This window comes from Pseudonocardia sediminis (assembly GCF_004217185.1).
Lineage (GTDB): Bacteria > Actinomycetota > Actinomycetes > Mycobacteriales > Pseudonocardiaceae > Pseudonocardia > Pseudonocardia sediminis.
Map to the genome: position 1 here is coordinate 1,866,197 of NZ_SHKL01000001.1, position 13,483 is coordinate 1,879,679.

The following is a 13,483-nucleotide window of genomic DNA, read 5'->3' on the forward strand; positions in this document are numbered from 1 at the left end:
TTGGACTAGAGGGCGGTCAGCTCAAGCGCTGGTTCCTCATCCGATCACGCATCTCGGGCGGCGCGAGCACTTCCACGTCGGCCCCGAGACGCACGAGATGCCGAGCCGCGCGGTCGGGACGTTCGAACCGCAGATCCAGCCGCGCCCAGCCATGCTCGTCCCGCTCGACGTCGTCCTGCAGTGGTAGTTCCAGCCGCCCCTCCTCCAGCATCGCCAGGAGTGGCTCCGCCGCCGGAGCGACGCGCACCGTCACGACGTACTCGGGGATCGGGCCGAGTAACGCTTGTCGCAGTGCCGTCCACGCTTCGGCGAGGTCGAAGTCGGGCGGTCGGTGGAAGCGTAGGTCCCGCACCGTGCGGACCGCGGTCTTGCTCGAGGCCCCCATCGCGGGCAGGAGGGACGACCCGTTCGGCTGGTGACCGAGACATCGCCCGCTGACTGACCGTCCCGTACGTCGTCTCCGTCGCACCGGTGTGACCCGGGGTCTCAGGATCGCAGCACCGCGGAGGCGTCGACGCCGAGCGCGCCGAGCAGGTCGGCGACCTTGTGGTCGAGTTCCACGCCGACCTCGGTGATGCGGGGGTCGTCGAAACTGGCGAACCGGGTGCTGGGGCGGTCGATGGTGAACCACACGGCGCCCTCGCGGTCCTCGTGGATCTGGGTCCGAAGCGGCGCGTACAGCATGACCGCGTGGTCGTGGCGGTACATGCGCTCGGCGATGGTGTGGTTGCCCATGAGATAGGACGTGCACCGCTCGGGGTGCCCGGCGATGCGCATGATCAGGTCGACCTCGGCGCGCAGGTACAGGAGGAAGCCGTGCGGGGCGGCGGTGTCGGTGGTCGCCTGCACCGTGGCCCAGTCGATCCGGCTCGGGTCCAGGTCGGCGAAGCGCTGCAGGTCGAAGGCGGGGACCGCCTGTTCGTAACGGTCCCGGAACTCGTCGTAGCTCAGATCGACGGGGATCTCGAGTCGCTGCACCTCGTGGGCGACGACGTGCGCGCGCCCGGTCATGACGTGCGCCTTCCGAGGCGGGCGATCGGGGTCGACGAGGGTGAGCACGGCGGTCCGGGTTCGATCATGGAGCACACAGTAGCGTCTGAGTTCCGTCGCGAAACTCAAGACCCTCGAGCGACCGCGGCCTCAGAGGTGTGCGGCGAGCGCAGCGGCCCCCGGCGACGGTGGTCGGGGTGGTTGTCGGCGCTCTTCACACCCGAGCGGTCGCAGGTTCGAGCCCTGCCGCGCCCACCGGAATAGTGGCCGCGACGGAGGCGCTGTTCGGGAGGACATCCTCGTGAGCGTTCAGACCGGAGCGTGGCAATGAGCGGGCGGCCGGACCGACCCATCACGGTGGCGCTCGTGGTGCCGTTGCACGGATCCGAGCAGATGTACGGGCCGTCGTGCACGTTGTCCGCGCGGCTGGCCGCCGACGAGATCAACAGTGATGGTGGTCTGCTGGGCCGGGAGGTGCGGCTGCACATCGTCGACAGCGCGGGGGCCCCGTACGCCGTCGCCGACGAGGTGGATCGGCTGATCACCGCGGATCGCGTCGACGCTGTCGTCGGATGGCATCTCTCCGCGCTGCGGACGGTTCTCGCCCGCCGCGTCGCCGGACGGATCCCGTACGTGTTCACCGCGCTCTACGAGGGCGGTGAGTCCACGCCGGGAGTGTTCTGCACCGGTGAGACGCCGGGCCGCCAGTTGTACCCGGCCCTGGCATGGATGGCGCGCGAGGTCAGTGTCCGTCGCTGGTTCGTCGTCGGCAACGACTACAGGTGGCCACGGGAGACCACCACGGCGGTTCGCCGTTTCGCCCGTAGCCATCCCGGAGTCAGTATCGAGGACGAGATCTACGTCGACCTCGGCACCACCGACTTCGCCGGGATCTCCCGCCGGATCGAGCAGAGCACCTGCGACGGCGTCCTGATGTTGCTCGTCGGTCGCGACGGCGTCGAGTTCAACAGGCGCTTCGCCGCCCACGGGTTGGATGCGCAGTGCGCCCGTCTGACACCGCTGATGGACGAGACGATGCTGTTGGAGACCGGGATCGACGACAGCCGTGACGTGTTCAGTACGGCCGGCTTCTTCGAGACGCTCTCGAACGAGGACAGCCTCGCGTTCGGGGCCCGATACGTCGAGCGGTTCGGGCCCGACGCCCCGGTCCTGAACAGCCCCGGCGAATCGTGTTACGAAGGTATGCAGCTTCTGGCGGGGCTCGTTCGGCGGGCCGGGTCGGCCGACGTCGGCCGGATCTGCGAGATCGCGGACGGGACGCGGTACCACGGTCCCCGTGGAGAGATCGCCGTGGCCGGGCGTCACGTCGATCAGCCGATCTACATGGCGGTCGCGGACGGGTCGAGCTACGACGTCCTGGCCTCCCTCTGATCTGCCGGACCACCCGCATCTGGTTGTGAGCTGTGACGGCGACGCCACGGAATCGGTGGCGGTGGACCTCTGATCGGTCGTGGCCGGCGGGTGGCACAGGTCTCGGCGAGGGACATCGGCATCATCGGTCGTCGAGGTACAGAGCGGCGAGCCCGAGCACGGCGTCCCTCATCCGCTCCCGCATCTCGGGCGGCGCGAGGACCTCGACCTCGGCCCCGAGACGCAGGAGGTGCCGAGCGGCCCGGTCGGGTCGTTCGAACCGCAGGTCCAACCGAGCCCAGCCGTGCTCGTCGCGCTCGACGTCGTCCGGCAGTGGTAGTTCGGGCCGCCCCTCCTCCAGCATCGCCAGGAGTGGCTCGGCCGCCGGAGCGACGCGCACGGTCACGACGTACTCGGGAATCGAGTCCAGGAACGCCTGCCGCAGTGCCGTCCAGGCTTCGGCGAGGTCGAAGTCCGGCGGTCGGTGGAAGCGGAGGTCCCGGAGCTCGACGGCGTCGATGCGGGAGAGCCGGAAGAGGCGGTCGACGCCGCGTTGCGCGTGTCCGAGCAGGTACCACTTGTCGCCCTTGAGGATCAGGCCGAGCGGACGGACGACGACGTCGGTGCCGCGGTAGGTGAGCCGGACCTCCCGGGACTCCCACACCGCCGTCGCGACGTCGGCCAGTGCCGGGGTGTCGTCCTGCGGTACGAACCAGTGGGTCGGCTCCACCAGCAGCCGGTCCCGCACCGTGCGGGCCGCGGTCTCGGTCGAGGCCTCCATCGCGGGCAGGAGCGTCCGGTCGACGGCGGCCGCGTCGAGCCCGAGCTGGGCCGCGATCGCCGGGACGACGGCGAACAGCACGCCCCGCGCCTCGGGGGTGTCGAGCCGCGGGAGGCCGGCGACGCGGTAGGCCGGATCGATGCGGATGCCGCCGTTGCGCCCGACCTCGGTGTAGACCGGCACCCCGGCGGCGCTCAGCGCCTCGACGTCGCGGTAGACGGTGCGCGCCGAGACGTCGAGCGCGGACGCCAGCTCGGTCGCCGACGTCGCACCCCGCAGCTGGAGCCGCACCAGAAGCTCGACCAGCCGGACCGCACGCACACCGGAATCCTAGGCGCGAACACTGACATCAACTGTCAGGTTTCGTGGTCCACCATGCAGCCGGCCCACGGTCCGGTGGGCGCCGGCACGGCCGGCAACCGGGGTGCGAGAGCGCCCTGACCGAGAGGTGACCCGCATGTCCCACGCCATCGTCCACCCCGACGGTCTGCACGATCCGGTCCCGTTCGGCTACCGCCACACCGCGTCCGTCCCGGCCGGCGCGGAGCTGGTGTTCGTCTCGGGCCAGTACGGATCGGGTCCGGACGGCGCGGTGGTGTCGGCCGACTTCGGCGACCAGGTGCGGCGCGCGTTCCACAACGTCGGGCTCGCCGTCGCGGCCCACGGTCTCGGCCTCGGGCACGTCGTCCAGCTCCGGACCTACGTCGTGGACCACGACTTCGCGAAGCTCGGAGCGATCACCGAGGCCGTGCGCGGCGGATGGGGGGACGAGCCGCCCGCCCAGACCGTCCTCGGGGTCGCCGCCCTGGCCTTGCCGGACATCCTGTTCGAGGTCGAAGCCGTCGCCGCCCGGCTGTGAGGTGAACCGGTGAGGCGGCCCGTCGTGACGACCGGGAGGCCGTTCCGGGCGGGCTGCCGCCTTTCGGCCGACGACATCGGTGTCCGGAATGGCTACTCTTGGGCGAAACACATGTTGCATCAGACCTGGAGGAGACGGATGCGTGATCACGAACGCGCCCTGCTCGGGACGGTCGCGGGCATGCACTTGCTGTTCGCCGTGATCGCCCTGGTCGCAGGGGTCGGGCTCGCCTCACCGATCGCCCTGGCGCTGGTCGCGCTGGCGGCCTTCGCCCTGCGCCGCTCCGGCATGCGGGACACCCCTGACCGGGGGCATCCGCAGCTGGGGCGCTCGGAGTCGACGGGCTGGACGACCGAGTGGGAGGGGACCGGAGGCCGGCAGTAGCCGGCGTCGGGGTCGCTCGGAAGGGTTCCGCAGGTCATCCGGGCTTGGGCGCGAACGCGTCCAGGACGTGCTCGGCGTAGGCGAGCGCCGCACCGGCGTCGACGCCCGGATAGCCGACCCGCGGTGAGAGGTTGAGGTCGAAGAAGACCTCGGTGACGCCGTGCGCACGGAGGGCCGCGAGGTCGTCGAGGATCTGCTCGCGCGTCCCGTGCAACGGCTGACGACCAGACCCGGGGTCGTCGTCGACGAGGTCGACGAGCCCGCGCACGAGGATCCGCACGGCGTCCGGGTCGCGTCCGGCGTCACGTGCTCCGGCACGCACCGTCTCGGCGCAGGTGGCGATCGTGGCGGGGTCGTGGCGGCTGCTGCCGATCCACCCCTGGGCGAGGCGCCCGGCACGGCGCAGCGCGGGCGCGGCCGCGCCGCCGAGCAGGATCGGCGGGTGCGGTCGCTGCACGGGTGACGGGCTCACGCGCGAACGCGGAACCTCGTAGAACTCGCCGGAGAACTCCACCGGGTCCTGCGTCCACAGCGCCTGCAGGCAGCGCAGGTACTCCTCCATCCGCGCGCCGCGGCGCTCGAACGGCACGCCGGCGGTCGCGTACTCCTGCCGCATCCACCCGATCCCGACGCCGACGGTGAGCCGGCCGGCGGTCACGACGTCCAGCGACGCCATCGTCTTCGCCATCAGGGCGGGCGGCGTGAACGGGGCGCAGAGGGTCGCCGTCCCGAGCCCGATCCGCTCGGTGTGCCCGGCGACGTAGGACAGCGCCACCACGGAGTCGAGCACCGAGTCGTGCGCCGGGTCGAGCTCGACGTCGGTCGGGTTCAGCACGCGCTGGAACGTCCACAGCGACGCGTACCCGAGATCCTCGGCGCGGCGGGCGATGTGGCGCATGGTGTCCGGAGTAGCCCAGCTCCCCGCCACCGGCAGGCCGAACCCGAGAAGGGGCAGGTCGTTCGTCACGGGTCAGGACTCTGCCAGGTCCGGGCACGTCGGCGGTCGGGTGACCTGGATCACCGGAACTGCGGCTTGAGTGTGCCGCCGCGTCCGGGTGTCTCGTCGGTGTCACCACACCCGAGCACGGAGGCACCCATGGCACTGCCCGACCTGATCTCTGTCGACGACCTGTTCGGCCCGCCCGAGAAGGCCGGCGCGTCGATCTCGCCCGACGGCAGCCGGATCGCCTACCTCGCCCCCTGGAAGAACCGGCTCAACGTCTGGGTCCAGGACCTCGACTCCGACGACGAGCCGCGCTGCGTCACCGCCGACGAGACCCGCAGCGTCCAGCGTCACTTCTGGTCCGACGACCCGCGGTGGCTGCTCTACGAGCAGGACAGTGGCGGCGACGAGAACTGGCACGTGTTCCGCGTCGACCTCGACACCCCCGACGCTCCGGCGGTCGACCTGACCCCGTTCCCCGGGGCGCGGGTCATGAGCGTCGAACCCTCGCCGGGCCGCCCGGGACGGCTCTCGGTGAACCACAACGCCCGCGACGCCGCCGAGTTCGACCTCCACGAGATCGATGTCGCTACCGGGGAGTCCACGCTGCTGGCGCAGAGCCCCGGCCCGGGGATGTCGTGGTTCCCCGGCCCTGACGGCGAGCTGTTCGCGACCGCGACCAGCGCCGACGGCGACATCGAGATCCACCGCCGGGACCCCGCGACGGGCGAGCTGCGGCTCCTGCAGACCTACGAGGGTGCCGACCACCCGCTGGGTGTGTCACCGATGCAGCCGACACCGGACGGCACCGGCCTGTGGGTCGGGACCAACCGGGGACAGGACCGGATCCGGCTCGTCCAGGTCGATCTGTCGACCGGCGAGGAGACCGACGTCGACGGCCACCCGACGCTCGAGCTCGACGCGGTCCGCCGCGCCGTCATGCAGATCGACTCCCCGCTGATCCGCCACCGGGCCACCGGAGAGCTGCTCGGCGTCCGCTACCTCGGGGAACGGCAGGTGATCCACGCGATGACACCCGGTTTCGCCGACGTCCTCGCGAACCTGGAGCGGCTCTCCGACGGCGACCTCGGCCCGATCTCCTCCGACGACGACGGCCGTCGCTGGGTCGTCTCGTTCACCCACGACCGCGACCCGGGGGCCACCTGGCTCTACGACCACGCCACCGGCGAGTCCCGCCTGCTGTTCCGGCCCTACCCGCACCTCGACCCGGGCGCACTGGCCCCGATGACGCCGGTGACGATCCCGGCACGCGACGGGCTGGACCTGCCGTCGTACCTGACGCTGCCGGTCGGCGTGGAGCCAGCGGGGCTGCCGCTGGTGCTGCTCGTCCACGGCGGACCGTGGTACCGCGAGAGCTGGGGGTTCGCGGCGAGCGTGCAGCTGCTGGCCAACCGCGGCTACGCCGTGCTGCAGGTCGACTTCCGCGGCTCCGTCGGCCACGGCAAGGCCCACATGACGGCCGCGGTGGGGGAGTTCGCCGGGGCGATGCACGACGACCTGATCGACGCCGTCGACTGGGCGGTCGCGCAGGGCTACGCCGACCCGGACCGGGTCGCGATCATGGGCGGCTCCTACGGCGGGTACGCCGCGCTGGTCGGCGCCACCTTCACCCCGGACCGCTTCGCCGCGGTGGTCGACCTCGTCGGCGTCTCCGACCTGGCGAACTTCATGCGGTCCCTGCCGCCGTTCGCCGGGCCGGTGCTGGCGAGCAACTGGTTCGCCTACGTCGGCGACCCGGCCGACCCGGAGCAGGAGGCCGACATGCTGGCCCGCTCACCGGTCAGCCGCCTCGACGCCGTCCGAGCCCCGCTGCTGATCGCGCAGGGCGCCAACGACGTCCGCGTCGTGCGAGCCGAGTCCGACAACGTCGTGGAGTACCTGCGGGCCCGCGACGTCCCCGTCGAGTACCGGGTCTTCGACGACGAGGGACACGGGTTCGTCAACCCGGAGAACCAGATCGCGTTCCAGCACGCCGTCGAGCGCTTCCTCGGCCGTCACCTGGGCGGGAGGGTGTCGGCATGACCACGGCGCCGAGCACGCGCTGCCCGGGCCGGGACCGGGTGGGTCACCGGCCGTCGAGGTACTGCAGCAGGTCGTGGGCGGCCAGCTCGACGTCCTTGTGACCCCACTCGGAGGCTCGGTAGACGCAGGCGATCAGGCCCATCCGGTGCAGCCTGCGGAAGTCGCCGTAGACGAAGCCGTGGCGGGCCTTGGTCTCGTCGTTCGCGCCGACGGTGAGTCCGGGGTGCCACGCCCCGTACTCCGCCCACGAGTGCCGTTCGAGGTACCCGTTCTCGGCGTCGGCGGCCGGGGACACCTCGTTCCAGCGGCTCCTGAGGACGTACTGCTTCTTGTCGATCAGGTGGCGGGCGTGCTCCACCGCGTCGGGGTTCACCGTGTACTCGGCCACGAGGACGATCCTGTCCTCTCGCGCGGTCCGGGGCGAGTCCGTGGCGGCCAGGAACGTGGTCCGCGTCACATCGGGTTGAGTGTGCCGCTGCGGCACGGCCTTTCCTGAACGCAGACGAGAACACCACCTGCGGAGGACGGAATGACGATGACGGACACGAACCGGAACACGAAGCCCGGCACGACGGGCGCCGACGAGACCCCGACCGGACCGGTGACGGAGGTCGAGCCGCCGCCGTCGATCCTCGACCAGATGGGCGGCCCGATGGGGTTCGTCTACTCGACCATCCCGGTCGTCGTCTTCGTGGCGGCCAACGCGTTCCTGTCGCTGCCGATGACGATCGGGGTCTCGATCGCCGTCGCCCTGGGCCTGACCGGGTTCCGGCTGCTGCAGGGGGAGCGCTTCGGCACGGCGGTCGGCGGGCTGGCCGGCGTCGTCGTCGCGGCCGGGCTCGTCGCCTGGACCGGGTCGGCGAAGGACTTCTTCGTCATCGGCATCTGGGTGTCGCTCGCCGGCTTCCTCGCCACGGCCGGGTCGCTGCTGGCGCGCCGTCCGCTGACCGGCGTCGTCTGGAACCTGGTGCACGGGGGCAAGCACGCCTGGCGCGCCGACCGGCCCACCCTGCGTGCCCACGACGTCGCGACGGGTGCCGCGGCGCTCGTACTCGGTGCCCGCTTCGGGATCCAGCAGTGGCTCTACCTCGCCGACAGCACCGGCGGGCTCGCGGTCGCCAAGGTCGCGACGGGCACTCCGCTGACCGTGCTGGCCGCACTGGTCGTCATCTGGGCCTTCCGCCGCAGCACCAAGCGGCTCGTGCGCCAGGCCTGACCCGCGACACCACGGATCGAGGAGGAGAACATGAGCACGACGACAGACCCCGAGAGCACCACCACCGGCTGCCCGGTCGCCCGGTTCGGGCGGCTCCGCGAGCAGGCCCCGGTCGTGGACATGCCCGGGCTCGGCGGCGGCCCGACGTCGATGGTCACCCGGCACGACGACGTCCGCGCGGTGCTGACCGACCCGCGGTTCCGCTGCGACGCCGAGACCGTCGACGGAGCGCAGAACGCGATGGCGGGGATCTTCGAGCTGATCGGCATCCCGGCCGACCTCGACTTCCTGGGCCGCGGCCTGCTCACCCGCGACGGCGCGGACCACGCCCGGCTGCGCAAGCTCGTCTCCCGCGCGTTCACCGTCCGGCGGGTGAACGAGCTGCGACCCCGGGTCGAGGCGATCACCGAGGGACTGCTCGACGACGTCGCCGCGGCCGGGGCGGGCGGTGCGACGGTCGACCTGGTGGCGACGTTCGCCTACCCGCTGCCGATCGCCGTCATCTGCGAGCTGGTCGGCGTGCCGGAGGACCGGCGCGCGGCGTGGGGGAGCCTGGGCCGGCTGATGGTCGCCCCGGACCCGGAGCGCATGCCCGCCGCCGCCCGCACGGTCGTCGCCCAGATCTCGGAGCTGATCGAGCAGCGGCGCGCCGCCCCCGCCGACGACCTGGTCTCCGGGCTGATCCAGGTCCACGACGACGACGGCGACCGGCTCACCGAGCGCGAGATGATCACGATGGTCTTCGACATCGTCACGGCCGGTTTCGAGACGACCGCGCACATCCTGTCCAAGGCGACGCAGGCACTGCTGACCCGCCCGGAGCAGGTCGCCGCCCTGCGGTCGGACCCGGGGCTGTGGCCGCAGGCGGTCCACGAGCTGGTGCGGACCTGCGGCCCCGTCCCGACGAGCCTGCCCCGCTACGCCGTCTCCGACGTCGAGCTGGGGGGTGTCACCGTCGCCGGGGGGTCGGCGGTGATGGCCGGTCTCCTGCCCGCGAACTTCGACCCCCGGACCTACGACGACCCCGACGAGCTCGACGTCCGGCGCGACACCGGCCGCGGCGAGGGGCATCTCGGGTTCGGGCAGGGCGCGCACTACTGCCTGGGCGCGGCCCTCGCCCGGCAGGAGACCGAGGTCGCGCTCCGGGCGCTGTTCACCCGGTTCGAGGACCTGAGCCTCGCCGACGGGGACGCCGAGCCGTCGAGCCCCGAGCCGTCGACCCTGGGGTTCGAGCGTCTGACGGAGCTGCCGGTCCGCGTCTCCTGAGGCCGCAGGCGCCCCGCGGCCGGGTCACCCCGCGAGCAGGCGCTCGCTCAGGTCCCAGAGGCGCCGGGCCGAGACGGGGTCGACGGCGTGCGGCATCACGCCGGTCGTGGGCCCGATGCCCTGGTGCACGACCGCGGCGGGGTCGTCCAGCGGCGCGATGTCGTTGTCCATCAGGAAGACCCCGCCGATCCCGTCGAGCATCGGGCCGGCCGCGGCGAAGACGCTGGTGCTCGCACCCTGCTGCGGGGTCTTCTGGTCCCGGCTCGGGTCGATGACGGGCGCCCCGGCGTCGTCGATGAGACCGATCTCCCGGCGCGCGTCGCCCAGCCAGGGCGCCAGGTTCGTGGTGACGATCTGTCCCGGGTGCAGGGCGTAGCCACGGATGCCGTCGGCGGCCCACCGGCGGTCCAGCTCGACGGCGAACAGGATGTTGGCCGTCTTGGACTGGCCGTAGGCGAGCATGCCGTCGTAGCCGGTCTCGAAGTGCGGGTCGTCCCACCGGATGTCGGAGAGGCGGTGGCCCCCGGAGGACACCGAGACGACCCGGGCGCCGTCCGCGGCCCGCAGCGCCGGCAGCAGGGCGTTCGTGAGCTGGAAGTGACCGAGGTGGTTGGTCGCGAACAGCGACTCGTAGCCGCGGGCGTCGCGCACCAGGTCCTGGCTCATGATCCCGGCGTTGGCCACCAGGACGTGCAGCGGACGGGCGGCGTCGAGGTGGGCGGCCGCGAACGCGTCGATCGACGCCGGGTCCATCAGGTCGAGTGCGGCGACGTCGACGCGCTCGATGTCGGCCACCGCACGGGCGGCGCGACGGGGATCGCGGGCGCCGACGGTGACCGGCGCCGGCCCGGCTCAGCGCGCGGGTCGTCTCCAGGCCGAGCCCGGCGTGCCCGCCGGTGACGACGGCGTTCAGGCCGGTGAGGTCGAGGCCCCGCAGCACGTCGTCGGCCGTCGACGCGGCGGTGAATCCGGTTCCGAGGGGGTGCTGTGGGGTGTGGTGTCGGATCATGATGATCAGCCTGCTGCGGCGACGCCGTACTCTGAATAGCTGTGAGTGCGGATTTCCTGCTCGACAGTACGGGAAACACGGGTGACGTCCTGTCGGACGTGTTCGACCTCGTCGAGGTCCGGGGGATGCTGTCGGGCGGGTTCGCGGTGCGGGGGCCGTGGGTGTCGCGGTCGGCGATCGAGGACCCGCTCAAGCTGTTCGCGATGGTGCGCGGCCGGGCCCGGCTGACGACCGACGGTGTCGACGGCCCGGTCGAGCTCGGGCCGGGCGACGTCGCGATCCTGCGCGACCGCTCGTGGCTGGAGCTCACCGGCGGTTCCGGGGACGGGCCGCGTGCCGAGGTCGAGGCCCCGGTCGCCGACCCCTCGCTCCGCCTCGACGAGCGGGCCGGTGACAACGGGTCCGACGTCGTGATCGGCGGCCATGTCGATCTGAACCCGGCGGGCCGGGCACTGTTGTTGCAGGCCCTCCCGCCGGTGGCGGTCGTGCGCGCCCACGTCGCGACGGACCTGCGCCACAGCCTCGACCGGCTCCTCGACGAGGCGACGCGTGGCCGGGCGGGCGCGGCGTTCGCGATCCGCCAGTACGCCCAGATCCTGATGCTCGACGTGCTGCGCGCCTACCTCGACCGGGCGGACCTGCCCGCCGGATGGCTACGGGGGCTGACCGACGCGAGGCTGCGCCCGGCCCTGGCCCTGCTGCACGCCGAACCCGGACGGCCCTGGCGGCTCGACGAGCTGGCCCGCTCCGCGTCGATGTCGCGGACGTCGTTCGCCGAACGCTTCCGGACGGTGGCGGGTGTGACGCCGCTGGCCTACCTGCAGCGCTGGCGGATGCTGCTGGCCCGGCGAGCGCTGCGCGGCGGCGACGTGCGGATCGGTGCGCTGGCCTCCGAGCTGGGGTACGCGTCGGAGAGCGCGTTCAGTACCGCGTTCAAGCGCGAGGTGGGGGAGTCGCCGCTGCGCTACCGGTCCCGTGTGCGGCCCGGGTGACCGGGCGGGACCGGGCCGGCGTCGCTACCGCTGACGGGCCAGCCGGGCCTCGAGCCCGTCGAGCACCAGGTCCGTGCGGACCGCGACCCACCGCGCCGGCGGGTCGTCGACCATCTCGACCAGGGCGGCCCGGATCCCGGCGTCGAGCTCGTGCGGTGTGGTGCGGGCCTGCTCGCCCCGGGACGGTCCGCCCGACGACGCACCGGGGCTGTCGGCCCACGTCGTCACGGCCAGGTCGAAGGCGGCGGCCGCACCGAGGACGGCGTCGTGGGCGTCGAAACCGGCGCCGAGCAGGACCTGGGTCGCCTGGCCGAACAGCTCCACCAGCCGGTCCGGGCGCTCGGGCAGCGTGATGATCACCTGGGCGAGACCGGGGTGCTCGGTGAGCAGGTCGACCATGCGGGCCGAGGTGCGCGCGAGGTAGCTCCGCCACGGTCCCTCGGGCGCGGGGAACTCGGCCTCGGACAGCACGGCGTCGACCATCGCCGACTGCAGGTGCTCGAAGCTCGCGAAGTGCCGGTAGAAGGTGGAGTACTTGACCCCCACCTCGGCGGTGACGGTGCCGACGGTCAGCCCGGTGAAGCCGACGCGCCGCGCGGCGGCGAGGAGGGCCACGCGGTCGGTCAGGGGTGGGCGGCCCGTGCGTCCGGTCCGTACCTGGCTCACCTCGGTCATACCCGAGATCCTAGGTGGGGAGCCGGGCCGGATGGCGATGTCTCGCCGGGAGATCGCCGCCCGGTGCCGGAGCCCGGTACCGGGACGGGCCGCTCCGGTCAGGCGGGGTCGGTGGGCCGCGGCTCGGCGAGCAGGGACTGCATGCGGATCATGACGTCGATCTGGGCCTCGTTGTAGAGGTCCCGCATCGCCTTGCCGACGGTCTGCCGGGCGAAGTGTTCGCCGCCGGGGGCGTCGGCGTTGACGGTCAGCAGTCCCGGGTACTTCTCCTGGAGATCGCGCGTGTAGGGCGCCATCTGCTCGGCGACCCGCTGACGGGTCTCCTCGTCCGCGTCGGTCGGCAGGCTGTCGAACTCTGCGGACACGGGGTCGTGCGGGACGTTCTGCAGCATGTCGGCATAGGTCTTCATGCCTTCCGGCCCCAGCACCCGGGTCATGACGACGACGAGGGAGCGGTCGGCGTCGGTCAGGTGGGTGTCGGCGGCGGCCGGGGCGAACTCGGGCGGAAGGTCGGTGGGCACCGACTGCTTCAGGATCAGGCCGAGCTCGACGCGGATGCGTTGCAGGCGTTCGATCGTGGCGCCGAGCTCGGCGTCGAGGGTGCGCAACGCTTCCTCCGGGTGGTCGTCGGCGTCGCCCATGGCGGCGATCTGGGACAGCGAGAACCCGAGGTCGGTCAGGCGCTTGATCCGCAGCACCCGGACCAGGTGCGACACGCCGTACTGCTTGTAGCCGTTGGCACGCCGCTCGGGCTCCTCCAGGAGTCCGACCTCGTGGTAGTGCCGCACCGCCCGCAGGCTCGTGCCGGCGAGATCGGCGATCTCGCGCGTGCTCCAGGCCATGACCGTCCCCCTCGTCTCGACTTCTGACGCCATTGCAGACCGTGCCGTAGCGGCATGGTCAAGTCTCCCGCACCGGGGTGATCCGGATCACCACCGATTCGGGTTGAGCGTG

15 protein-coding genes are annotated in these 13,483 nt (G+C 72.3%); 7 read left to right on the plus strand and 8 right to left on the minus strand.

Going from position 1 to position 13,483, the window contains the following annotated elements:
- Positions 1 to 16 precede the first annotated feature (16 nt).
- Together EV383_RS08805 and EV383_RS08810 are read right to left on the minus strand one after the other, a co-directional pair.
- Positions 17 to 385, minus strand: a complete 369-nt coding sequence (locus EV383_RS08805) for a WYL domain-containing protein (RefSeq protein WP_130289461.1) — start codon at positions 383 to 385, stop codon at positions 17 to 19.
- 101 nt (positions 386 to 486) lie between these two features.
- Positions 487 to 1,011, minus strand: coding sequence for a DUF302 domain-containing protein (locus EV383_RS08810; protein ID WP_130289462.1), 525 nt, complete (start codon positions 1,009 to 1,011; stop codon positions 487 to 489).
- Between the two features lie 306 nt (positions 1,012 to 1,317).
- Between EV383_RS08810 and EV383_RS08815 the strand changes: the two genes are divergently transcribed.
- The gene (locus tag EV383_RS08815) at positions 1,318 to 2,382 is read left to right on the plus strand and encodes a substrate-binding domain-containing protein (protein ID WP_130289463.1); all 1,065 of its coding nucleotides are present in this window, start codon (positions 1,318 to 1,320) and stop codon (positions 2,380 to 2,382) included.
- A gap of 121 nt (positions 2,383 to 2,503) precedes the next feature.
- On the opposite strand, the gene EV383_RS08820 is transcribed toward EV383_RS08815, so the two are convergent.
- Positions 2,504 to 3,463 (minus strand): helix-turn-helix transcriptional regulator, encoded by a 960-nt coding sequence (locus EV383_RS08820; protein WP_130289464.1) that lies wholly within the window; start codon positions 3,461 to 3,463, stop codon positions 2,504 to 2,506.
- 136 nt (positions 3,464 to 3,599) lie between these two features.
- On the opposite strand from EV383_RS08820, the gene EV383_RS08825 reads away from it, so the two are divergent.
- Together EV383_RS08825 and EV383_RS08830 are read left to right on the plus strand one after the other, a co-directional pair.
- A complete protein-coding gene (locus EV383_RS08825) occupies positions 3,600 to 4,001 on the plus strand; it encodes a RidA family protein (RefSeq protein WP_130289465.1) in 402 nt (133 codons plus the stop codon).
- 138 nt (positions 4,002 to 4,139) lie between these two features.
- Entirely contained in the window at positions 4,140 to 4,385 is a 246-nt protein-coding gene (locus EV383_RS08830) for a hypothetical protein (protein ID WP_130289466.1), read from the plus strand.
- A gap of 34 nt (positions 4,386 to 4,419) precedes the next feature.
- Here EV383_RS08830 and EV383_RS08835 read toward each other — a convergent pair whose 3' ends face one another.
- Positions 4,420 to 5,352: a TIGR03619 family F420-dependent LLM class oxidoreductase gene (locus EV383_RS08835; RefSeq protein WP_130289467.1), complete on the minus strand. Its 933-nt coding sequence runs from the start codon at positions 5,350 to 5,352 to the stop codon at positions 4,420 to 4,422.
- Between the two features lie 129 nt (positions 5,353 to 5,481).
- Here EV383_RS08835 and EV383_RS08840 point away from each other — a divergent pair, with 129 nt between their 5' ends.
- Positions 5,482 to 7,371, plus strand: coding sequence for a S9 family peptidase (locus tag EV383_RS08840; protein ID WP_130289468.1), 1,890 nt, complete (start codon positions 5,482 to 5,484; stop codon positions 7,369 to 7,371).
- Between the two features lie 43 nt (positions 7,372 to 7,414).
- On the opposite strand, the gene EV383_RS08845 is transcribed toward EV383_RS08840, so the two are convergent.
- The gene (locus EV383_RS08845; RefSeq protein ID WP_130289469.1) at positions 7,415 to 7,759 is read right to left on the minus strand and encodes a hypothetical protein; all 345 of its coding nucleotides are present in this window, start codon (positions 7,757 to 7,759) and stop codon (positions 7,415 to 7,417) included.
- A 147-nt stretch (positions 7,760 to 7,906) separates the two neighbouring features.
- Here EV383_RS08845 and EV383_RS08850 point away from each other — a divergent pair, with 147 nt between their 5' ends.
- Together EV383_RS08850 and EV383_RS08855 are read left to right on the plus strand one after the other, a co-directional pair.
- Entirely contained in the window at positions 7,907 to 8,587 is a 681-nt protein-coding gene (locus EV383_RS08850; RefSeq protein ID WP_130289470.1) for a DUF3159 domain-containing protein, read from the plus strand.
- A gap of 30 nt (positions 8,588 to 8,617) precedes the next feature.
- Entirely contained in the window at positions 8,618 to 9,853 is a 1,236-nt protein-coding gene (locus EV383_RS08855) for a cytochrome P450 family protein (RefSeq protein WP_130289471.1), read from the plus strand.
- 24 nt (positions 9,854 to 9,877) lie between these two features.
- On the opposite strand, the gene EV383_RS08860 is transcribed toward EV383_RS08855, so the two are convergent.
- Positions 9,878 to 10,648 carry an SDR family NAD(P)-dependent oxidoreductase gene (locus EV383_RS08860; RefSeq protein WP_341273712.1) on the minus strand — a complete coding sequence of 257 codons (771 nt, stop codon included), beginning with the start codon at positions 10,646 to 10,648 and terminating at the stop codon, positions 9,878 to 9,880.
- 255 nt (positions 10,649 to 10,903) lie between these two features.
- Here EV383_RS08860 and EV383_RS08865 point away from each other — a divergent pair, with 255 nt between their 5' ends.
- Positions 10,904 to 11,854, plus strand: a complete 951-nt coding sequence (locus EV383_RS08865) for an AraC family transcriptional regulator (RefSeq protein WP_207223469.1) — start codon at positions 10,904 to 10,906, stop codon at positions 11,852 to 11,854.
- Between the two features lie 24 nt (positions 11,855 to 11,878).
- Here the strand turns inward: EV383_RS08865 and EV383_RS08870 are convergent, their stop codons facing one another.
- Together EV383_RS08870 and EV383_RS08875 are read right to left on the minus strand one after the other, a co-directional pair.
- Complete coding sequence (locus tag EV383_RS08870; RefSeq protein WP_130289473.1) at positions 11,879 to 12,529, minus strand: TetR/AcrR family transcriptional regulator; 651 nt, start codon at positions 12,527 to 12,529, stop codon at positions 11,879 to 11,881.
- A 98-nt stretch (positions 12,530 to 12,627) separates the two neighbouring features.
- Entirely contained in the window at positions 12,628 to 13,371 is a 744-nt protein-coding gene (locus EV383_RS08875) for a MerR family transcriptional regulator (protein WP_130289474.1), read from the minus strand.
- Between the last annotated feature and the right edge of the window lie 112 nt (positions 13,372 to 13,483).